Raw genomic sequence first — 18,848 nt, 5'->3', positions numbered from 1 at the left:
GCGGCCCGCATGACCAGATCCATTCTGCCGGCCTCCGCGGCTTTCCTGAGAAAGCGGGTGCCGGGATTTGCCCCTGCCCTCGTGCTTGCAGCAGGCCTTGCCGCGCCGCTTCCCGCATTTGCCGGCAATCTCTACGGCCTCGTCATCGGCATTGACGACTATCAGCACATCACTGACCTCAAGGGCGCCGTCAATGACGCGAGAGATGTTGCCGGAACACTGGAAAAGCTGGAGGCCAGCAAGGTCATCCTGCTGACCGACGCCGACGCCACGCGGGACAACGTCTTTGCCTCGTGGCGGGAGCTGACGGAGCTTGCCGGCCCGGGGGATACGCTGGTGTTTCATTATGCCGGTCACGGTGCCCGGCAGGAAGCGATCCTTCCCGGGCACGAAGAACTCGACAACATGTTCCTGCTGGCGGGCTTCGACGAAACCGGCCCGGGTGTCAACGAGCGAATCATCGACAACGAGGTCGGCCATCTGCTGGCTGAAGAAAAGGAAGCAACCGTCGTCTTCGTCGCCGACAGCTGTTTTGCAGGCGATATGGCCCGGGCGGCCGATTTCCGCGCCGAAGTAAATGTGCGCGTTGCCGATGTTCGGGTCGACAAATCCTCGGACCGGATTGCCGACCGGGTCAGGCAACTTGGCGAAGTTGAGGAAGATGCACTTCAAAATGTCATCTGGCTTTATGCCCAGGACCGCAACAAGGTCACCCAGGAAGTGCGGATCGGCGAAGAGCTGCGCGGTGCGCTCTCCTATGCCTTTTCCCGCGCTCTTGAGGGTGAAGCGGACGGTGACAGCAACAGCGTTTTGAACACGGCCGAGCTGAAGCGTTACGTCAACAGCTCGGTCAAGCGCCATACCGAACGGCGGCAACGGCCGGAGGTCAATGCCGGATCCAGAGACCTGGAAATCCTGCTGCATGATGCTGCCGGTACGCCTGCCCCGAGCGCCGGACTACCGGAACTGACGCTCTACACCACCCCCGGCGAGACAATTCCCGCCCTGTCAGGCATCCGCAAGGTCGACAGCAAGGCAGAGGCCGATCTGATTTACGACGGTGATGGCTCTTCACTGGTCTACAAGACCGGTGACGTGATTGCCTCGTTTCCCGCCCCGCCTTCCGCTGAGGCCCTGCAGGCAACCGTCGACAAATGGCGCTTCCTTGCCTTCCTGATCGGCTTTGCCGAAACTGAAGGTCCGGAACTGGACCTGTCCGACGGCAGCCGGACCTATGTCGAAGGTGAGCAGGTGACATTCTCGATCCGCTCGTCCGGCAACGAAAATGTGGTCCTGTTCAACCTCGCTTCAAACGGGGCAGTTCAACTGGTCGGCCCCGTTCGCAGAGGCAAGCGCGGTCTGGCTGCAGGCAAGCTCCGGCCTGGCCGGACTGACAGCTTCCGATCCGCGGTGATCCCGCCTTTCGGCGCCGACCATCTCATCGCCATCACCACACCGTCCCCCATGCCCGATCTCGTGGATGCGGTTCAGGACGCTCAACAAAACAATGATCTCGCCGCCCTGGCGAAGGAAATCGGCCACACGCTCGACGGCCAGTCCTTCGGCCTGGACTGGGTCGGGCTTTATACGCGCGCAAAGGGAGACCTTCAGTGAAAACCGGATACCTCAAGGCCTTCGCGGCAACCATGTGCCTGTGCCTGTCCGCCGGCACGGTTCATGCCGCGCAAAAGGCATTGCTGATCGGCGCCGGCGTCTACCCCTATCTGGAACCGGACGCGCAGCTTTCAGGCCCTGCGAACGACGTGCGCCAGATGGCGGATTTCCTCAAGGGCGACTGGGGCTTTGCATCCTCCGATGTCCGCATCCTGGTGGAAGAAGGCGCAGCCAAGAACAACATTCTGGGTTCCATCACCGGTTGGCTCGCCAGTGAAACGCGCCCGGGTGACCGCGTCATCATTTATTATTCCGGTCACGGCTCGCAGGTTCCCGATCGCAATGGCGACGAGGAAGACGGCCTCGATGAAACCTTCGTCCCGACCGATTACGGGCGCAGGGGTGCAAGGGCCGAGGATATGCTCACCGACGACGAGATTGCCTCCGCGCTGTCCACACTGAAGGGCCGCGAAGTGATCCTGATCGCCGATTCCTGTCATTCAGGTACGGTCAACCGCGATGTCGTGCCGGATCTTGTTTCCAAGGGTCTTGATGCGAAAGCGCGTTACCTGCCGTTCTCGGGCGTTTCCAGGTCCCTGCCGGTGGTGCGTGACGAAGAGCCTCTGGCACGCGAAACCAATGTGCATCTGACCCTGTCCGCTGCCCTGCCGCACCAGCTGGCCTGGGAAACCAACGGCTCGGGCATCTTTACCCAGAACCTGATCCGGGGCCTGCGCACGCGCGAAGCCGACCTCAACGGCAATGGCCGTGTCACCACCGCGGAACTTCTGAACTATCTGCGTCCGCGGACCGAGCAATGGTGCCAGCGCGTGGAAGATTGCCGTGATCTGCAGTTCACGCCGAACATGTCACCGCGCAACGAAGCCTTCATTCTGCAACCGGCTTCGGCCGAAGGCCCCGTCCAGACGGTAACCGGAAATACCGCCGACGATGTTTCCGACGTGCTTCCGGAACAATCCTCTCAGGAAATCAAGGTCTCCATCCTGCCCGGCTCCGTACACCAGATCGGTGACGAGGTGCAATTCCAGCTCACCAGCGGGGTCGATGGCTACCTGACCCTTTTCGACTTGACCGTCGAAGACGATCTGGTGCTGCTGTTCCCGACCGATGAGGATCGCTCCGCCGGCAAGACCGGCCGCATCCGCGCCAACTCCGCACTCACGGTTCCCGACCCGTCCTACGGCTTCAGCTTCGAGGCAGAGGCACCAGCGGGCAAGGGCAAGCTGCTGGCGATCGTGACCGAGGATCCGGTGGACCTGGAAAACCTTCTTGCTGCCAACGGCGAATTCGAGCCGATCGGCGACAAGATCGATTTCATGAAGGAACTTTCCGGCCGCCTCAACAAGGTCTGGACCGCGGACAACGCCAATCGCAGCGCCCGTTGGGCGGCCGGTTATCAGGATTATGAAATCCGGCAGTAATCCCTTGCAGGCTTGCTCAAGCAGGCCTCACACTTCACCTTCAAGCATCGCAAACAGGCACTTTCCAAGACCTCGTTTGGTCAAGATCATCGGGGCGGCCCGGCGCCCGCTTCACTCAGCAGTCGACGGTACCCATGTTGCTCAAATCCATCGTTTTCTGTCTTTCGCTGGTTTTCTCGGTTTCGCAGCTTTCTGCCGCCGAGATCACACAGCGTCCCGATCTCGCACCGCGATTGGCACAATTGAAGCCGTTGTATCCGGGCAAAGGGTCTGCCGGCAGCGTGGTCAATGAACTGCAGGGAACGATATTCCTGATTTCCGGCGTCATCGAAAAAGGAGATCTGGAAAAGCTGAAGGCTGCTCTCGACGGCACCTGGGGCAAATTTATCGTCTTCGACAGCCCCGGCGGCAGCTTTCTGGAAGGCATCCGCATCGGCCAGTATCTGCAATACAACGTTGGCTCGCAGGACCCGGATCTCAACGGTGTCTTCGTTCTCAACGGTAACGAGTGCCTGTCCGCCTGCGCACTCGCCTTCACCCTGGCAGCGACCCCGCGCAACGCTGTTTATGGCGGCGATATCCGCTTTCTGGAAGCTGGCGCGGCACTCGGGTACCACATGGCGTTCCTGCCGGAGGAGAAGGCCAACCAGCTTGTTGCGGTCAAGGAAGCCATGAACCTGGCCTATGAAGTGACGCAGACCTACGTCAAGCTGATCAAGGGCGGCATTGCCCCGTCCATTCTGCTGCAAGAGGCCCTGTCCCACCGTACTGCCGACAGCTTCTTTTATCTGGCTGGTGGCATTCGGTCCTACGCGATGGGCCTGACGCCGGTTTCAGCCGGCACTATTGCCGACCCGATCAACAAGAGCGCCCTTTACATGGACACGGTTGGCGCCATGTGCACGCAGCTTTTCCAGGCAGACAATTCAATCAGGAAATCTGAAGTCGAATATGAATTCGGCGCAATTGACGGGTCTGGTCCGAACCCGCAGGAAACCAAGCTGGAAGATCTCATCCAAGAGTTGGGGTCACGCCGTATCGCCGCCAGCCACAATGGCGTTGCTTATTGCACCGTAGAACTTTCCGAAGACGGCACCGTCGGCATGCGCATCACCTCCGGTTCGCTACCCTGTGCGAAGGGCGGGTATGACGCCCCCACATGGTGCGCAATGCCGGGACCTTTCGACGATACCCTGCCGAAAGTGACCAATGCGCTGCTTGCCGACGCAGCCAGTTGCCACGGCGGCACGCTGACGACCGAATACGCCTACTGGACGAGCGATGTCATCGACTACGACATCGGCGAGGAAACACCGACCGCTCTGACGGACTGGAATTCGTGGGAGCGCACCATCGCGCGGGACGTCAACGTTCGCCAGAACCCTTCTCTCGATGCGGAAGCCGTTGGCCGGGTGCAGATCGGCGACAAGGTCAAGATTTCCGATTGCCGTATCGTCTCGGGGCCGCAAGGTGTCTGGTATCAACTGTCCACCGGCGGCTGGATCAGTGCCCGCTTCGTTTCCGAATTCGACCAGTTCACCCGTCCGGCAACAGAAGAAACCATGATAGGTCGATAAGGGCCTTGACCCCGTCAGCTCCCGGCAGGCAAGGCCTCTTCCTGCTTTGCCTTCAGGCTGCGGTTTTCACCTGTTCTGCTGCAGGAGACCCACCGACCGTCTGCTGCCGGGCGTCATAGCTTGTCAGCAGGCGGTCGGCAACACCGGCAGACAGCCAGATGGCGGTCAGGGTGATCCACGCCGTCAGCGCGAAGATGGAAGCTCCTGTGATACCGGCCCCGACGGCACAGCCGCCGGCAAGCATGCCGCCGAACCCCATGAGCGTTGCTCCGGTGAGGTAGCGCGCCATCGACTTGCCGCCTTCGAACCCCTGCAGGGCGAGTTCCCGCGTCACGAAAGCCGCCAGGAACGAGCCCAGAAAGACGCCGGGCACCAAGCCGACATCGAAATCAAGCAGATCGCCCGGTGGTGACAGAACCAGCATCAGGGCATCGGCGGACGGTCCGGTGAAGGTTACGCCTTCCACCTGCACGGGGTCGAAAGCCTGCCGGGCCATGGCGGATGTGAACCACCAGGCCAGGGGAATTGCCAACCCCGCGCCCGCTGCCGCCACCAGCTGCCAGACCTTCACCCTCGACCGCCAGGCAAAGACTAGCCCCGCCACCAGCCAGAGCGCCGTGAAACCAAGCGTCACGGATGTGCTCAGTCCCAGCATCTCGGTCAGATTGTTGCCGCCGATATCCCCTGTCGTCCAAAGACCTGCAAACCATTCGCGCACCGGCTTCAACAGGCCACGCAGGCTCGCCTGGGCGACAACCGCAAAGACGAGTCCTGAGAGCAGCGCCCTCAGATTGCCGGTGGCCGAAAGCACCAGCAGACGGCTTGCGCATCCGCGCGCCAGCACCATGCCGGTGCCGAACATCAACCCGCCCAGCAAAGCTCCGGAGAGGCTTTGCGGCGATGCCAACTGGCGGGCTTCATTTGCCTGCACTTCGCCCAGGTGGATCAGCACTTGCGTGCACAGAACCGCCGCGGAAAAGGTCAGGAGCCAGACCGGCAACCTGTCCTTCGGCGCACCGCGCGAGAATTCCAGGCTGGCAGCGCGCAGACAAAAGCGGCTTTGCTGGGCAAAGGCGCCAAAAAGGACGCCGACAACCAGCCCGCCGATTGCCAGCAACCAGGGCTCGGAAATTTCGTCCAGAAGAAATGTCAGGTCCATGGGCCCCTCCCGGGCACACTGCGTCCTCGATTGCCACCAGCTTGGTGCCCTTTCGCTTCAACGGGCATTGACCTCTCTCAATGAAACATAGATAAATTCAAAAGTTTGAATATGTGGAGGATGCCATGTCCGGGCAATTTCGGAAAGATCTGACGAGACGCAACGTTCTTGCCGGAGGCCTCGCGTTTGCGACCGCGGGTTTTGCCAGCCGGATAACGCCTGCCTTCGCAACCGCGAACCTGACCTTCGGCGCACACGACATCACCGTCTTTTCCGACGGTCATCTGACCCTGCCGATGAACTTCATTTTGCCAGAGCAAAGCGAAGAAGAGATCGCGGCGCTGCTGAAACCCCATGGCCTTGCCACGGACACTCTGACGCCGGATTGCAACATCACATTGCTCCGCACCGGCGACCGCACAGTCCTCTTCGACGTCGGATCAGGCGCCAATTTCCAGTCGACGGCAGGTGAGTTGCCGGGCCACCTGGCGGAAGCCGGTATCGATCCGTCGGACATCACCGACATTGTCTTCACCCACGCCCACCCGGACCACCTTTGGGGCATCCTGGACGATTTCGACGATCCGCTTTACCCGGAAGCGCAGATCTGGATGCCACAGGCCGAATGGGACTACTGGCGCGCCGACGATACGCTGGCCAAGACGCCGGAGGAGCGCAAGAGTTTCGTGGTCGGGGCACAGGCGCGTTTCGACGTGATCGAAGACCGGGTGAACATGATCAAGCCGGGCCAGGAAGTGCTTCTAGGCGTTGAGGCGGTCGACACGGCGGGTCACACTCCGGGGCACATGTCCTACATGCTGCACGGCGGATCCGAGAGCCTGCTGGTGGTGGGCGACGCGATTTCCAACACAGTGATTTCTTTCGAAAAACCCGGCTGGGCTTCCGGCTCCGATCAGGACCGCGATATGGGCATTGCCACCCGCAAGGCGCTGCTCGACCGACTGGCGCAAGATGGCTCCCGCGTCATCGGTTACCACTTCCCCCACCCCGGTGGAGGGCACGTGGAACGCACCGGCGATGCCTACAGTTTCGTCGCAGCCTGAACTGCCGGATGAAAGGTGCCGGGATTCACTCCGCCGCCGAATGATGGGCACTACCCTGGTTGCGCTGGAAGGCGGCAAGGACGTTGCCTTCCACAAGCCAGGCAAGCCCGACCCGCGCACCGAGTGCCATGGATACCATCACGATGGGCGCAGAAATCGCCAGCGTGGAAAAGCCGGTAATGCCCTGCCCCACCGTGCAGCCCATGGAAAACACCCCGCCGACACCCATCAGGGTGCCACCCAGAAGATGGCGGCCGAGTTCGCGTGCATCGTCGCATGCTTCCCAGCGGATATCCCGTTTCCACATGGCCGCGACCACGGCGCCGACCAGCGTACCGGCAATCAGACCGACGCCGTAATCCGGCAGGGTCCCCGTATAGGTGATCAGCTGCATGATGGTGTCACCAACCGGTACCACGAAGGATCCGGCCTCGATCTGGATCGGATCGAAGGAGCGTCCAGCAAGGAAGGTTGTCGCCCACCAGCCGAAGGCGATCACGCTGCCGATGACAACACCGGTTCCGATCTTGCTCCATTGCCGGCGATAGGACGCCGATTTGAAGATCCAGAACAGACCGGCCAAAGCGAGCACGATGGCAACCACACCCTGCAGCTTCATGCCCACCAGGGTCGAGACAATGTCGCCCATGGACTGGCTGCCGCTTGCGGTGAAGGAAACGGCAAGATCATCGACGATCGGCACTCGCACGATGCCGACGATGCCCCTTTGGGCGGCCAGTGCCGACAGGCCGATCACCGTCAGCACCACGAGAGCCCGGAGGCTGCCGCCACCCAGACGCAGAACCGCGCCGAAACCGCAGGTGCCGACAAGCGCCATACCGATGCCGAACATGAAGCCGCCGAGAATGGCGCCCGTCCAGGCAAATTCCGGTGACAGGTAAAAGGAGGCAGCCGTGTCGGCCATGCCGAAGGCGACGAGCAGCTGTGTGCCGATCAGCGCGGATACGGAAGCAAGCACCCAGGTCCTGAGCGCGCTGCTGTCGCCCGCGTACCAGTGCCTTTCCAGGGCCGACAGCGTACAGAAGTGGTTTGACCTGGCAACGAACCCCAGCACGCACCCCGCGAGCACACCCAGAAGCGGTGTCAGCACCGCCGGATCGAGATTGACCATACGCGTCCTACCCTCCGCCGGTTATTCCGGCCGCGTTTCCCGTACTCGCTCTTTCGGCGATTTTTCAAACCGTAGCAGGCAGCGAAATTTGCAGCAATCGAACTCGTTGCTGCATCGCACGCCCGTATGTTGCGCTACCTGCGTTTATTTTTCAGGTGCACGCACGTCCTTGCAGAACAGCTCGTAAAGGCTCGAAATGATCGAACTTACCTCATCGTTCATGAGGCTGTAGTAGATCATGCGCCCGTCGCGCCGCGACTGCACAAGGCCTTCCAGGCGAAGTCGAGCAAGCTGCTGGGAAACCGCGGCCTGCGGCATTGTCAGGATCTCTTCGAGCTCGGAAACCGACTTTTCGCCTTCAGACAGCAGACACAGGATGACAAGGCGCACTTCGTGCGAAAGGGCCTTGAGCAGATCGCTCGCCTTCCGCGCCTGCTCCATCAGCAGGTCGAGGTCCTTCGCATCCAGGTTCTTGTCAAAGGCCGGCAGTATCATCCGGAACCCACACCCTTTTCAGCATTGCCATTGCAGCGCACCAAACCGCTTTTCAGATTCATGCCTCAACTTCAGTACCGGATCAACAGCATCACTTGCTCGTGTCCGGAAGCTTTCCCAACATATCGGTCAGCAGCGGCCAGAAGAAGTGCTCTCCCGGATAGCCGCGCAGACGGTCGATTTCAACGCCGTCGGCCACCAGAATGAAGGTTGGCGTCATCCGCTCTTTCGGTATGCCGGCCAGGTCCTGCGGCCAGGCGTCGGTAATATCGACGCGGCGCAACGGCGCTTGCCGGCCTTCCGACGTCTTCGGATAGGCGATGCCGATTTCCTCGTTCCAGCGCTTGCACCAGACACACCCCGGCTGCTCAAGCATGACCAGCTCGGCACTCCAGGCGGGCAACGCCTGAAACAGGCCGGAAACCAACACTCCGGCAAGGATCATCGCACGTGTCGCGACGGACATTTTGCAGTCTCCACATTTCTTCCATTGCAATATATAGGAACTTTTGAATATTTTAAAGCAACCGAAGATCGAGTTTCTCTGGGAGGAAATGAATGCTCGATGTTTCTCTGGGCGCTGCCTTTCTGGCAGGTCTGCTTTCATTCATTTCGCCTTGTGTCTTGCCGATTGTGCCGCCCTACCTGTGTTATCTGGCCGGTGTCAGCGTCGATGAACTGAAGGGCGACACGGCCACGGCCGAAACGGGTCACCGGGTGATTCTGGCGGCGATCGCCTTCGTGCTCGGCTTTTCGCTCGTCTTTGTCGCCCTCGGTGCAACGGCCAGCGTCATCGGCCAGTCAATCGCCCGCTACTACGATATCCTGTCTTATGTTGCAGGCGCGATCATCATCGTCATGGGCCTGCATTTTCTCGGTGTCTTTCGCATCGGGCTCCTGTTCCGCGAAGCCCGCATTCATGTCGAACGCAAGCCCGCGGGTCTGGTTGGAGCCTTCGTCATGGGCCTGGCTTTCGCGTTTGGCTGGACACCGTGCGTCGGCCCGGTTCTGGCGGCAATCCTGTTCGTTGCCGGATCGTCGGACACCACCTGGCACGGCGCCGGGCTGCTTGCGGTCTATGCACTCGGCATCGGTCTGCCTTTCATCCTGGCGGCAGCGTTTGCCAGCAGGTTCCTGAAACTGGCCGGACGTTTCCGCAAACACATGGGCACGGTGGAAAAGATCATGGGCGGCCTCCTGGTGCTCACCGGCCTGCTGTTCATCACCGGGCAAATGTCGGCAATCGCCTTCTGGCTGCTCGAAACTTTTCCGGTTTTCTCACAAATCGGCTGACCGGCCATTTCCGGTCCAGGGAGGACAATGACATGCGTATCTGGAAACAATTGGTGCTGGCAGTCGAGCTCTTGGCGGCCCTGACCACAACGGCGCTCGCCGCAACGCTCGGTGACGACGGCCTGCACAAGCAACCCTGGTTCACCGTAACCTTCCGCGACATCGGCGAAGACATTGAAACCGCGGCAGGAGAAGGCAAGCGCCTGGCAATCATCTTTGAACAACGCGGCTGCATCTATTGCCGCCAGATGCACGAAAAGATCCTCTCCGACCCGGAAGTGACCGACTACATCAAAGAGAACTTCATGGTCGTGCAATACAACATGTTTGGCGACGAGGAAGTGATCGACCTGGACGGCGAAGAACTGACCGAAAAGACCGCCGCGCGCAAATGGGGCTATGTCTTCACACCCACAATCGTGTTCCTGCCGGACGAGGTTCCGAGCGAGGGAACCGTGTCGGAAGTGGCCGTTGCAACGATGCCCGGCGCCTTCGGCAAGTGGACTTTCCTGAACATGTTTCGCTGGGTTCAGGAAAAAGGCTACGAAGGCGACGAGCATTTCCAGAAGTATCATGCCCGCATAATCAACGAGTTGCGCGAAAAAGGCCGCCTCGACGCGGAATAGGAAGAGCGGATAAAACAGGTTTATGCCGGATACGGCAAAAGGCCTATTGCATAACATATGCAAAAAATCATATCTTTTAATATGAGGAGGACAGGCAGGCTGGGGAATCGGACCTGCCGAAGGAACGCAAACGGCACGACAGCCGGCCGTTCCGCACTGAGGAGGAAAGCCGACACAATGTTCAAGGGCGCGACACATTTCAGCCTGCCGGCGGCCTTTGCCGGCCTAGCCGTCCTGGCCGCTTCCGCAGCGGCCGCCGGAACGGTTGCTCCGGACAGCGTTCCCATAGTCGATATGGAACTGTCCGAATCCCTGACGGGCGTTCAGGGAGACCCGCAGGCCGGACGCGAAGCCTTCGCCGACCGCAAGAAGGGCAACTGCCTGGCTTGCCATGCCAATGCCGATCTCAGCGACCAGCTGTTCCACGGCGAAGTCGGCCCCGTCCTCGACGGTGCCGCCGACCGCTGGAGCGAGGCGCAACTGCGCGCCATCGTGGTCAACAGCAAGGACGTCTTCGGCGAACAGACCATCATGCCCGGTTTCTACACCCTGAAGGTGGGCATCAACGTCGACGAGGAATTCGCCGGCAAAACCATCCTGTCAGCGCAAGAGGTAGAGGACGTCGTCGCCTATCTCATGACGCTGAAAGAGAATTGATCTCGGGTTTCAAGGAGCAAGAGATGAGCTTTACAAGACGCCAGGTGTTTGGTCTCACGATCGGAGCAGCTGCATTCGTGGCCGCCGGATCGCGGGTTTCCTTCGCCGCAACCGACCAGACCGAAGAGGCCATCAAGGCCTTCACCGGCGGAGCAGATCCCAAGGAGGGAACAGTTTCCCTCGACACGCCGGAAATTGCCGAGAACGGCAACACGGTGCCGGTCGGCGTATCCGTCGACAGCCCGATGACGGCAGACAGCTTCGTTGAGTCTGTCCTGATTCTGGCCGACGGCAACCCCAACCCGGCTGTTGCCACGTTCCACTTCACTGCCATGAGCGGTGTTGCCGAAGCCAAGACCCGCATCCGGCTCGCCAAGACGCAGAACGTCATCGCGGTCGCCAAGATGAACGATGGCTCCACCTTCATCGACCGCAAGGAAGTGAAAGTCACCATCGGCGGCTGCGGCGGCTAATCCGCAACAGCGCAAGCGGCTTGTCCGCAGGACCGGCACCGGCCTTTAGCCGAAACGCCGCCCGGCAAGCAGATCAGGGATACGAAGGAACCAAATCATGGCAGATCCGAAACCGCGCGTGAAAGTGCCCAAGAAGGCAGCTGCGGGCGAAGTCATCACCATCAAGACGCTTATCAGCCACCCGATGGAATCCGGTCAGCGCAAGGACAAGGAGGGCAACCTCGTTCCGCGCCAGATCATCAACAAGTTCACCTGCGAGTTCAACGGACAGGTGGTGTTTTCCTGTGACATGGACCCGGCCGTCTCGGCGAACCCCTACATGGAGTTCAGCGCCAAGGTGAATGAAACCGGCACGTTCAAGTTCACCTGGGTCGATGACGACGGCAGCGTCTACGAATCCGAGAACAAGATCACTGTTGAATAGGCGGCGGCCCTGCATCTGCGGCTGTGACGTCCGCACGGACTGAAAAGCCCGGGACAGGGTGCATCGAGAGTGTCGGGACATCGTATCTGCAGTCGGTTGAAGGCAGGATGTTCCAGGGATCGCTCAAATCGGGAGGAGACGATTTGGCCAATAGAACGAAACGCATAGCCACCATGTTCGCAATAACGATGGTCGGCACAAGCGCAAGCCTGGCCGGGGGGCCGGTTGACGAAAAGCTCGTTATCGACGGGGAAGTGGAGATCATGACCCGTGTACCGGCGCCGGAAGGGCACCCGTTCGACGAACTGATCTCGGGCTGGCACTACCGCACGGAAGAAACGCGTGATCTGGAGGCCGACAGCTTCCAGAACCCGGGTATGCTCTATGTGGAGCGCGGCGAGGAAATCTGGAACACCGTGGACGGTGCTGCTGGCAAGTCCTGCGCCTCCTGCCACGAGGATTCCGAGGAGTTCCTCAAGGGTCTCGGCGCCAGCTATCCCAAGTGGAATGAGGACGCCGGCAAGCCGTTCAACATCGAGCTTCAGATCAACCAGTGCCGTGAACAGAACATGCAGGCAGAGCCCTACAAGTTCGACGCGGCCGATCAGAAGGCTCTGACGACCTACATCAAGCACCAGTCGCTTGGCATGCCGATGAAAGTCGATCTGAGCGAAGGCGAAATGCAGACCTGGTGGGACAAGGGCAAGGAGCTCTACTACACCCGCACGGGTCAGCTGAACCTGTCCTGTGCCACCTGCCACGAGAACTACAACGGCAACTACATCCGGGCTGACCACCTCAGCCAGGGCAGCGTCAACGGGTTCCCGACCTATCGTCTGAAGCAGGCGGACCTTGTCTCCCTGCACAACCGCTTCCGCGGATGTATCCGCGATACGCGGGCAGCCTTCCCGGCCGCCTTCTCCGATGAGCTGATGGCTCTGGAGGTCTATGTGACCTGGCGTGGCTCGGGGCTCGGCATCGAAACCCCGGCGGTTCGCCAGTAGGCTGACCGTTTAAACTCCGGCGCGGTCGCAGCCACCGCGCCGGTTTCTTTCCTGTCGCCGGCGAATTCCCGCCCGGCCACCAGGCGGAAACAAAGGGCTGAAAACATCAATGTCCCGAACGTGGGATAACCGGGGTGCACGGCGTCGTCGTGCCTCAACGGGAAAACTGTGCAACCGGCCGGGCATCGGCCGTTGGTTTGGAGTAACTGAGGATGTTCTCAAGACGTGAGTTCCTGATGGCGGCAACCGCGACAAGTGCCTTGCTCGGATCGGGCATGGCGGGTTCGTGGTCGCGGCTGATGGCCCAGCAAGCCCTGACGGAAGACCAGCTCCTGGGTATGGACCCGAAAGGCAAGCTCACGCTGGTGCATATCACCGACATCCACGCCCAGCTGAAGCCGATCTACTTTCGCGAACCGTCCATCAACCTGGGCATCGGCGACGTCAACGGCAAACCTCCACACGTGACCGGTGCCGATTTCCTGAAGCTCTACAACATCGAGGCCGGGTCGCCGGATGCCTATGCGCTGACCTCGGAAGACTTCGTCTCCCTGGCCAGGAGCTACGGCAAGATGGGCGGCATGGACCGGGTCGCGACCGTGATCAAGCGCATTCGTGCCGAACGCGGCGCTGACAACGTTCTCCTGCTGGATGGCGGCGACACCTGGCAGGGCAGCTACACATCCAACGTCACCCAGGGCGAAGACATGATCACGATCATGAACTCTCTCGAGCCTGACGCCATGACCGGGCACTGGGAATTCACCTACGGCACCGACCGGGTTCAGGAAGTCATCGACAGTCTGCCCTTCGCCTTCCTCGGCTCCAACATCTACGACAACGAATGGGACGAGCCCGCCTTCGAAGCCTGGAAGATGTTCGAACGTGGCGGGTCCAAGGTTGCCGTCATCGGTCAGGCTTTCCCGTATACGCCGATTGCCAACCCGCGCTGGATGATCCCCGGCTGGTCCTTCGGCATCCGCGAGGAAGACATTGCCAAACATGTGACCGAGGCTCGCGACGAGGGCGCTGAAATCGTCGTGCTGCTGTCGCACAACGGTTTTGACGTCGACCGGAAGCTCGCCTCGCGCGTTGACGGCATCGACGTCATCCTGACGGGCCACACGCACGACGCCCTGCCGGAACCGGTCATCGTAAACAACACGCTGGTGATTGCGTCCGGCTCCAACGGCAAGTTTGTCTCCCGGGTCGATCTCGACGTTCAGGACGGCAAGCTGGCCGGGTATGCCTATCGCCTGATCCCGATCTTCTCCGACGTCATCACGCCAGATGCGGACATGGCTGCGCTCATCGATGAAGTTCGTGCGCCTTACGAAGCGGACCTCGCCCGCGTTCTCGGCAAGACCGAGAACCTTCTCTACCGGCGCGGCAACTTCAACGGCACCTTCGACGATCTGATCTGCCAGGCACTTCTGACCGAACGCGACGCCGAAATTGCCCTTTCACCCGGCTTCCGCTGGGGGACATCGCTTCTGCCGGGCCAGGACATCACCTTCGAGGATGTCCATAACGCCTGCGCCATGACCTATCCGGCCGCTTACCGTTCGTCGATGACGGGCCAGATGCTGAAGGACATTCTGGAGGATGTCGGCGACAACCTCTTCAACAAGGACCCCTACTACCAGCAGGGTGGTGACATGGTCCGCGTTGGCGGCATGGGCTACACCATCGATCCCGGCAAGGAAATCGGCGAGCGCATCTCGGGCATGACCCTGCTTGCCACCGGAGAAGCCATCGACCCCGCCAGGGAATATGTCGTTGCCGGCTGGGCCTCGGTCAACGAGGGCACGGAAGGCCCGCCCATCTCCGAAGTCGTTGAAGCCTATCTCACAAGCAATCCCGTGGTCAGCCTGCCGGACAACCAGTCCGTCAAGCTAGCAGGATGACGCCTTTTCTTCAGAGATCCTGAGGACACGATCATGACTGACAAAACCAACTCCAAGACGCCGGGTCTTTCCAGGCGTTCCCTCTTGAAAGCAGGCTTCGCCGCAGGCGCCGTTGCAGGCACGGCTGGTGCCGCGCGCGCGGCCGGCGATCCATTGATCACCGAGATACAGGACTGGAACCGGTACCTCGGTGACGGTGTGCAGGCGCGCCCTTATGGCACGCCGTCGGAATACGAGGCCCATGTGGTCCGCCGCGACGTGGAGTGGCTGACGGCCTCCACCGAGAGTTCGGTGAACTTCACACCGCTGCACGAGCTGGACGGCATCATCACGCCCAACGGCCTGTGTTTCGAGCGCCACCACGGCGGCATTGCCGACATCAATCCTGCAGATCATCGGCTGATGATCAACGGTCTGGTCGACAGCCCCCTCGTCTTCACCATGGAAGACCTGAAGCGCTTCCCGCGCGAGAACCGGGTCTACTTCCTGGAATGCGCCGCCAACTCCGGCATGGAGTGGCGTGGCTCCCAGCTCAACGGCTGTCAGTACACCCACGGCATGGTTCACTGCGTGATGTACACCGGCGTGCCGCTGAAACTGATCCTGGAAGAGGCTGGCCTGAAGACCAACGCCAAATGGGTGATGCCGGAAGGCGCCGATGCTTCGGCCATGACCCGGTCCATCCCGATGGAAAAGGCCCTCGACGACTGCTTGGTCGCCTTCAAGATGAACGGTGAAGCTCTGCGTCCCGAACAGGGTTATCCGCTGCGTCTGGTCGTGCCTGGCTGGGAAGGCAACATGTGGGTGAAATGGCTGCGCCGGATCGAAGTCGGCGACGAACCCTGGCACCAGCGCGAGGAAACATCCAAATACACGGACCTTCTTGAGAACGGCAAGGCCCGCCGCTTCACCTGGGTGATGGATCCCAAGTCCGTCATCACCTCGCCGAGCCCGCAGGCCCCGATCAGCCACGGCAAGGGACCGATGGTCATCTCCGGTGTCGCCTGGTCCGGCAACGGACGGATCAAGCGGGTCGATGTATCGCTTGACGGCGGCCGCAACTGGAAGACCGCCCGCCTCGACGGCCCAAGCCTGTCGAAAGCCATGCACCGCTTCTACCTGGACATCGACTGGGACGGCTCGGACATGCTGATCCAGTCCCGCGCGATGGACGAGCACGGCTTCTTCCAGCCGACCAAGAACGAGCTGCGTGCCGCCCGCGGCGAAAACTCGATCTACCACAACAACGGCATCCAGACCTGGTATGTCAAAGCAGACGGAATGGTGGAAAATGTCGAAGTTTCTTAAAGCCCTCAGCCTTGGAACCGTCCTCGCCACCCTGCCCCTGCTTGCCGCGACAGCTCATGCGGGAGATGCAGAAAAAGGTGAGAAGGTCTTCAAGAAATGCGCCGCCTGCCACGCGGTCGGGGAAGGCGCAAAGAACAAGGTCGGTCCGGAACTGAACGAGATTTTCGGCCGTACCGCAGGATCGCTTGAGGACTACAAGTATTCCAAGGCAATGATCGAGGCCGGTGGTGGCGGGCTCGTCTGGGACGAGGCAACACTGACGACCTATCTGACCAAGCCCAAGGACATGGTCAAAGGCACCAAGATGGCCTTTGCCGGTCTGAAGAAGCAGGAAGACCTGGACAACGTGATTGCCTATCTGGCCACCTTCTCCAGTGCTGCTGCTCCCGCCGACCAGCAGGGCGCCGCAGAACCTGCTGCCACTGAAACGGAAACCGCCAGCGCCGACACGGCAGCGGAAGCTCCAGCCGTACCAGTGTCCGAAGTCCGTGAAGGTGGCATCTTCGGCCTTGGCCGCGTGGCGACGGACGACGAGGTCGCCGCGTGGGACATCGACGTTCGCCCAGACGGCAGCGGCTTGCCTGAGGGCTCCGGTACGGTGGCCGATGGGGAAGTGCTATTCACGGACAACTGCGCCGTCTGTCACGGCGATTTTGGCGAAGGCGTCGGCCGCTGGCCGGTTCTGGCCGGTGGCCAGGACACCCTGACCGAGGAACGCCCGGAAAAGACCATCGGCTCCTACTGGCCGTATCTGTCCACTGTCTACGACTATGTCCGCCGCGCCATGCCCTACGGCAACGCCCGTTCCCTGTCGGATGACGACGTTTACGCGTTGACGGCCTATCTCCTTTACCTGAACGACATCGTCGAGGACGAGGACTTCGAATTGTCGAAAGACAATTTCCTGGAGATCCGTCTTCCCAACGAGGAAAACTTCATCGCTGACGATCGCGCCGAAGAGCCGCATTATGCTGCCAAGGCCGAACCCTGCATGAGCGACTGCAAGGACAGCGCGGTCGAGATCACCATGCGCGCCCGTATTCTCGACGTGACCCCGGGATCCGTCGACGACGACGAGGCCTCCGGCATGGGAGGCGTCGACTGACATCGTTTTGCGGCAACGGCCCGTGAAAGAAAGGCCGCCCGCGCAAGGCCGCCGCAGGATATCCTGCGGCGTTAGGAGGAGGAAACGATGGGAATGTTTTCACGACTGGCAGTGGCCACTTCGGCCCTGCTGATGCTTGGCTCTGCCGTATTGGCAGGCGACGGCATTCACAAGCTTGCCCTGCAGATCAGCGACAATGATCCGCAGAAGATGAACACCGTCTTGAACGTCGCGTCCAATGTGGCACGCCACTACTCTGAAATCGGCGAGGAGGCCGATATCAAGATTGTTGCCTTCAATGCGGGCCTGCACATGTTCCGGGCGGATACGTCCCCCGTTTCGGACCGCATGAAATCCTTCGTGGAGAGCATGCCGAATGTCGCCTTCGAGGCTTGCGACAACACCCGCCAGGCCATGGCCAAAAAGGAAGGCAAGGACATCGAGTTTCTGGAAGGTGTCGAAGTCGTTCCCGCTGGTGCCGTCACTCTGATGGAGCTGGACGAAGACGGCTACACCATCCTGCGGCCCTAGACAGTCACAAGACCCGCCGTGCGGACAGTTGCAAGGTCCGTACGGCTTCGTCCCTTTCGGCATGTAGCCCGCCGGAACGCCCGGCTTTTGCGTTTCCGCAATCAATTGTCAGCCGTTGCAGGTCTTTCTTTTGCACGAAGCATTCGCGTCCGGCATCGGACGGACTTGCTTTCCCACACCCTTCTGCCTCAAATGGGAACCAGCAGCAGTTCTAGGCGTTTTGATGGATTGCCAATGGAGATGCCATTTGAATGACCGAAACAGTCCCGTTTCAAACCAATTGCCAAACCTGCCCCCTGAGACGGAAATCCGTATTCCGCTCGCTGGAAGACAAGGAACTGGACTTCATTTCGGATTTCAAGACCGGTGAGCTGACGGTCGAAGCCGGAGCAACCATTGTTCAGGAAGAGAACAAGAGCCCGCATCTCTACACCATTCTGGATGGCTGGGCCTTTCGTCACAAGGCTCTGGCGGACGGCCGACGGCAGGTGCTGAACTTTGCTTTGCCGGGCGATCTTGTCGGCCTTCAGCTTGCCGTCCTGAACGAGATGCAGCACACGGTTACCGCCCTTACCGACACTACCTTGTGCGTCTTTCAGCGCGACAGGGTCTGGTCGATCTTCAAGGACTACCCGAGCCTGGCCTTTTCAATGACCTGGATCGCAGCGCGTGAGGAACAGATCCTGGACGGGCACATAATCAGCCTCGGTCAACGTTCTGCCTTGGAACGGCTCGCCTATCTCATCCTGCATCTTTACGACCGCGCAGAGACCATCGGCTATGCGAGCAATCAGGCGCTGGATGCACCGTTTTCCCAAAGTCACCTGTCAGATGCGCTTGGCATCACACCGGTTCACACCAGCCGTACGCTCCGCAAGCTTCAGGAAAAGAGGCTGATCAGCTGGGCGAAGGATCGGATCCGGATCCTGGACAGGGATGCTCTGGAAAAACTCGCCTCATACGAGAGCATGGCCGATGAGTGCCGCCCGCTCATCTGAGCGGCGGCCGACATCTTCACGTTTGCTTGAAAGGCATCT

19 protein-coding genes are annotated in these 18,848 nt (G+C 60.5%); 15 read left to right on the top strand and 4 right to left on the bottom strand.

The features are described 5' to 3' along the window. The first annotated feature begins 9 nt into the window (after nt 1-9). The 3 genes from B0E33_RS18075 (at nt 10) to B0E33_RS18065 (ending at nt 4,633) form a co-directional block, all read left to right on the top strand. Nucleotides 10-1,614: a caspase family protein gene (locus tag B0E33_RS18075; protein WP_077291951.1), complete on the top strand. Its 1,605-nt coding sequence runs from the start codon at nt 10-12 to the stop codon at nt 1,612-1,614. Next, entirely contained in the window at nt 1,611-3,056 is a 1,446-nt protein-coding gene (locus B0E33_RS18070) for a caspase family protein (RefSeq protein ID WP_077291950.1), read from the top strand. The genes B0E33_RS18075 and B0E33_RS18070 overlap by 4 nt, the downstream gene beginning before the upstream one ends. 134 nt (nt 3,057-3,190) lie before the next feature. Continuing rightward, nucleotides 3,191-4,633 carry an SH3 domain-containing protein gene (locus B0E33_RS18065; RefSeq protein WP_077291949.1) on the top strand — a complete coding sequence of 481 codons (1,443 nt, stop codon included), beginning with the start codon at nt 3,191-3,193 and terminating at the stop codon, nt 4,631-4,633. Between the two features lie 52 nt (nt 4,634-4,685). Here B0E33_RS18065 and B0E33_RS18060 read toward each other — a convergent pair whose 3' ends face one another. Next, nucleotides 4,686-5,792, bottom strand: coding sequence for a YeeE/YedE family protein (locus B0E33_RS18060; protein ID WP_055656110.1), 1,107 nt, complete (start codon nt 5,790-5,792; stop codon nt 4,686-4,688). Between the two features lie 125 nt (nt 5,793-5,917). On the opposite strand from B0E33_RS18060, the gene B0E33_RS18055 reads away from it, so the two are divergent. Continuing rightward, nucleotides 5,918-6,856 carry an MBL fold metallo-hydrolase gene (locus B0E33_RS18055; RefSeq protein ID WP_077291948.1) on the top strand — a complete coding sequence of 313 codons (939 nt, stop codon included), beginning with the start codon at nt 5,918-5,920 and terminating at the stop codon, nt 6,854-6,856. A 25-nt stretch (nt 6,857-6,881) separates the two neighbouring features. Here B0E33_RS18055 and B0E33_RS18050 read toward each other — a convergent pair whose 3' ends face one another. The 3 genes from B0E33_RS18050 to B0E33_RS18040 form a co-directional block, all read right to left on the bottom strand. Continuing rightward, complete coding sequence (locus B0E33_RS18050; protein WP_077291947.1) at nt 6,882-7,988, bottom strand: YeeE/YedE family protein; 1,107 nt, start codon at nt 7,986-7,988, stop codon at nt 6,882-6,884. 144 nt (nt 7,989-8,132) lie between these two features. Continuing rightward, nucleotides 8,133-8,483, bottom strand: coding sequence for an ArsR/SmtB family transcription factor (locus B0E33_RS18045; protein ID WP_023003236.1), 351 nt, complete (start codon nt 8,481-8,483; stop codon nt 8,133-8,135). Nucleotides 8,484-8,574: 91 nt separating this feature from the next. Next, nucleotides 8,575-8,949: a regulatory protein SoxS gene (locus B0E33_RS18040; RefSeq protein ID WP_023003235.1), complete on the bottom strand. Its 375-nt coding sequence runs from the start codon at nt 8,947-8,949 to the stop codon at nt 8,575-8,577. Nucleotides 8,950-9,041: 92 nt separating this feature from the next. Here B0E33_RS18040 and B0E33_RS18035 point away from each other — a divergent pair, with 92 nt between their 5' ends. From B0E33_RS18035 to B0E33_RS17985, 11 genes are all read left to right on the top strand, one after another. Continuing rightward, nucleotides 9,042-9,776: a cytochrome c biogenesis CcdA family protein gene (locus B0E33_RS18035; RefSeq protein WP_077291946.1), complete on the top strand. Its 735-nt coding sequence runs from the start codon at nt 9,042-9,044 to the stop codon at nt 9,774-9,776. Between the two features lie 32 nt (nt 9,777-9,808). After that, the gene (locus B0E33_RS18030; RefSeq protein ID WP_062487437.1) at nt 9,809-10,402 is read left to right on the top strand and encodes a SoxW family protein; all 594 of its coding nucleotides are present in this window, start codon (nt 9,809-9,811) and stop codon (nt 10,400-10,402) included. Between the two features lie 177 nt (nt 10,403-10,579). Further along, nucleotides 10,580-11,059: a sulfur oxidation c-type cytochrome SoxX gene (soxX, locus tag B0E33_RS18025; RefSeq protein ID WP_075282328.1), complete on the top strand. Its 480-nt coding sequence runs from the start codon at nt 10,580-10,582 to the stop codon at nt 11,057-11,059. Between the two features lie 23 nt (nt 11,060-11,082). Next, nucleotides 11,083-11,532, top strand: coding sequence for a thiosulfate oxidation carrier protein SoxY (gene soxY / locus B0E33_RS18020; protein ID WP_023014500.1), 450 nt, complete (start codon nt 11,083-11,085; stop codon nt 11,530-11,532). A 97-nt stretch (nt 11,533-11,629) separates the two neighbouring features. After that, nucleotides 11,630-11,956: a thiosulfate oxidation carrier complex protein SoxZ gene (soxZ, locus tag B0E33_RS18015; RefSeq protein WP_023003230.1), complete on the top strand. Its 327-nt coding sequence runs from the start codon at nt 11,630-11,632 to the stop codon at nt 11,954-11,956. Nucleotides 11,957-12,129: 173 nt separating this feature from the next. Continuing rightward, complete coding sequence (gene soxA / locus B0E33_RS18010) at nt 12,130-12,960, top strand: sulfur oxidation c-type cytochrome SoxA (RefSeq protein ID WP_077291945.1); 831 nt, start codon at nt 12,130-12,132, stop codon at nt 12,958-12,960. A 212-nt stretch (nt 12,961-13,172) separates the two neighbouring features. Next, a complete protein-coding gene (soxB, locus tag B0E33_RS18005; RefSeq protein ID WP_062487430.1) occupies nt 13,173-14,867 on the top strand; it encodes a thiosulfohydrolase SoxB in 1,695 nt (564 codons plus the stop codon). Between the two features lie 33 nt (nt 14,868-14,900). Beyond that, nucleotides 14,901-16,175: a sulfite dehydrogenase gene (gene soxC, locus B0E33_RS18000; RefSeq protein ID WP_023003227.1), complete on the top strand. Its 1,275-nt coding sequence runs from the start codon at nt 14,901-14,903 to the stop codon at nt 16,173-16,175. Next, the gene (locus tag B0E33_RS17995; RefSeq protein WP_077291944.1) at nt 16,159-17,280 is read left to right on the top strand and encodes a c-type cytochrome; all 1,122 of its coding nucleotides are present in this window, start codon (nt 16,159-16,161) and stop codon (nt 17,278-17,280) included. Before soxC ends, B0E33_RS17995 begins: the two co-directional genes overlap by 17 nt. An 87-nt stretch (nt 17,281-17,367) precedes the next feature. Next, nucleotides 17,368-17,811, top strand: coding sequence for a DsrE family protein (locus tag B0E33_RS17990; RefSeq protein ID WP_023003225.1), 444 nt, complete (start codon nt 17,368-17,370; stop codon nt 17,809-17,811). A 251-nt stretch (nt 17,812-18,062) separates the two neighbouring features. Continuing rightward, the gene (locus B0E33_RS17985) at nt 18,063-18,809 is read left to right on the top strand and encodes a Crp/Fnr family transcriptional regulator (RefSeq protein WP_062487424.1); all 747 of its coding nucleotides are present in this window, start codon (nt 18,063-18,065) and stop codon (nt 18,807-18,809) included. Nucleotides 18,810-18,848: the final 39 nt, after the last annotated feature.

The sequence above is a fragment of the Roseibium algicola genome (assembly GCF_001999245.1).
Lineage (GTDB): Bacteria > Pseudomonadota > Alphaproteobacteria > Rhizobiales > Stappiaceae > Roseibium > Roseibium algicola.
The sequence above is the reverse complement of the archived record's forward strand: the minus strand, read 5'-3'. Positions and strand labels throughout refer to the sequence as shown.

Coding starts and splice junctions, on each gene's coding strand:
- B0E33_RS18075 (WP_077291951.1), top strand. CDS start 10: ATGACCAGATCCATTCTGCCGGCCTCCGCGGCTTTCCTGAGAAAGCGG.
- B0E33_RS18065 (WP_077291949.1), top strand. CDS start 3,191: ATGTTGCTCAAATCCATCGTTTTCTGTCTTTCGCTGGTTTTCTCGGTT.
- B0E33_RS18060 (WP_055656110.1), bottom strand. CDS start 5,792: ATGGACCTGACATTTCTTCTGGACGAAATTTCCGAGCCCTGGTTGCTG.
- B0E33_RS18055 (WP_077291948.1), top strand. CDS start 5,918: ATGTCCGGGCAATTTCGGAAAGATCTGACGAGACGCAACGTTCTTGCC.
- B0E33_RS18050 (WP_077291947.1), bottom strand. CDS start 7,988: ATGGTCAATCTCGATCCGGCGGTGCTGACACCGCTTCTGGGTGTGCTC.
- B0E33_RS18045 (WP_023003236.1), bottom strand. CDS start 8,483: ATGATACTGCCGGCCTTTGACAAGAACCTGGATGCGAAGGACCTCGAC.
- B0E33_RS18040 (WP_023003235.1), bottom strand. CDS start 8,949: ATGTCCGTCGCGACACGTGCGATGATCCTTGCCGGAGTGTTGGTTTCC.
- B0E33_RS18035 (WP_077291946.1), top strand. CDS start 9,042: ATGCTCGATGTTTCTCTGGGCGCTGCCTTTCTGGCAGGTCTGCTTTCA.
- B0E33_RS18030 (WP_062487437.1), top strand. CDS start 9,809: ATGCGTATCTGGAAACAATTGGTGCTGGCAGTCGAGCTCTTGGCGGCC.
- soxX (WP_075282328.1), top strand. CDS start 10,580: ATGTTCAAGGGCGCGACACATTTCAGCCTGCCGGCGGCCTTTGCCGGC.
- soxY (WP_023014500.1), top strand. CDS start 11,083: ATGAGCTTTACAAGACGCCAGGTGTTTGGTCTCACGATCGGAGCAGCT.
- soxZ (WP_023003230.1), top strand. CDS start 11,630: ATGGCAGATCCGAAACCGCGCGTGAAAGTGCCCAAGAAGGCAGCTGCG.
- soxA (WP_077291945.1), top strand. CDS start 12,130: ATGTTCGCAATAACGATGGTCGGCACAAGCGCAAGCCTGGCCGGGGGG.
- soxB (WP_062487430.1), top strand. CDS start 13,173: ATGTTCTCAAGACGTGAGTTCCTGATGGCGGCAACCGCGACAAGTGCC.
- soxC (WP_023003227.1), top strand. CDS start 14,901: ATGACTGACAAAACCAACTCCAAGACGCCGGGTCTTTCCAGGCGTTCC.
- B0E33_RS17995 (WP_077291944.1), top strand. CDS start 16,159: ATGTCGAAGTTTCTTAAAGCCCTCAGCCTTGGAACCGTCCTCGCCACC.
- B0E33_RS17990 (WP_023003225.1), top strand. CDS start 17,368: ATGGGAATGTTTTCACGACTGGCAGTGGCCACTTCGGCCCTGCTGATG.
- B0E33_RS17985 (WP_062487424.1), top strand. CDS start 18,063: ATGACCGAAACAGTCCCGTTTCAAACCAATTGCCAAACCTGCCCCCTG.